1 protein-coding gene is annotated in these 1,361 nt (G+C 44.0%); it reads left to right on the top strand.

The window, feature by feature from the left end; genetic code table 11:
* Positions 1 to 369: 369 nt before the first annotated feature.
* Positions 370 to 1,341, top strand: a complete 972-nt coding sequence (locus tag QUA50_RS29165) for a transposase (protein ID WP_333268792.1) — start codon at positions 370 to 372, stop codon at positions 1,339 to 1,341.
* Positions 1,342 to 1,361: the final 20 nt, after the last annotated feature.

Genomic DNA, 1,361 nt, shown 5'->3' with positions numbered 1-1,361 from the left:
GAACCCGCCCCTTGTATCTTAAAAGAGACAAGCTATCAAACCGCAAAATGCAGGCTATCGAACCGCAGACACGGTTGTAATCGAACAAGAACACGAGTAAAGATAAAGAAACCCTTAAAGTTTCTTGCCTCTAGGTACAGGTGACAGTAAAAAGTGTTGTGATCGGACATCAGCAATTGGTGAAGTTGGCCCGCCCCTTAGACTATCACAAGTCTGTTGTGTAGATAAGCTCCCATTACTGATGACAGGCGCATACCAAAAAGCTGGACAGTATCTTAGGCGCTCGTTTAAACGAGACAGCCTGCATTCACAAGGTTAGTTAAATGCCTGTCAGGTTCTTTCATAGATCGCAGTACATCGGGAGCAAACATGACACCCACATTTTTAGGCATAGATATCAGTAAAAAAGACTTTCATGTCGTTTTACTGAAAGAAGAGCGTGGCTCAACAACCAAAAAGTTCACGAATAATACCGCAGGATTTGAGAGCTTGAATAATTGGCTCAAAAAACAAGGTGTCGAAGAACTTCATGCCTGCATGGAAGCCACGAGCATTTACGGAGATGCCCTAGCTGAATTTCTGTATGAAGCAGGCTACCAGGTGAGTGTGGTCAATCCGGCTCGGATTAAAGGGTTTGCTAAAAGCGAACTTTTGCGTACTAAAACTGACTCTGTAGATGCAGCATTGATTGCTCGTTTTTGTGCGGCAATTAAACCATCACTTTGGAAGCCGACCCCTCCCGAAGTTAAGGAGTTACAAGCTTTACTGCGACGACTCGAATCTTTGACAGAGATGTATCAACAAGAAGAAAACCGTTTGGAAACAGCTACAGTAACAGTGGCTAAACTTACGAAAGCTCATTTGGAGTATATCAAACAACAACAAGCAGAAATCAAAAAAATGATTAGCGATCATTTTGACCAACATCCACACTTAAAACAGCAGCGCGAGCTATTGACTTCGATTCCAGGTATTGGAGAACAAACTGCCGCTGTATTGTTAGCTGAAGTTGGTCGGATTGAAGATTACAAGAATGCCCGTCAACTAGCCGCGTATGCAGGTTTAACCCCGTGTGAGCGCAGTTCAGGAACTTCTGTGCGTGGCAAAACTCGTTTGTCATGTACTGGTAATGTCCGGCTGCGAAAGGCATTGTATATGCCTGCGGTGGTGGCGATGCGTTGTAATCCTTTGCTCAAAGCTATGACTGAGCGATTATTGGGTCGTGGAAAGGTAAAAATGCAGGTGATTGGTGCTTTGATGCGGAAATTGGTACATTTGGCTTTTGGTATTTTAAAATCCCAAAAGCCTTTCGACCCCAATTATGCGATCGCTACCCCTTGACAGCTCAAGACAGTATCTAC

This window comes from Microcoleus sp. M2_D5, from assembly GCF_036701935.1.
In the GTDB taxonomy this organism is placed as follows: domain Bacteria; phylum Cyanobacteriota; class Cyanobacteriia; order Cyanobacteriales; family Microcoleaceae; genus Microcoleus.
This window is presented reverse-complemented; position numbering and strand designations above follow the sequence as displayed.

Coding starts and splice junctions, on each gene's coding strand:
- QUA50_RS29165 (WP_333268792.1), top strand. CDS start 370: ATGACACCCACATTTTTAGGCATAGATATCAGTAAAAAAGACTTTCAT.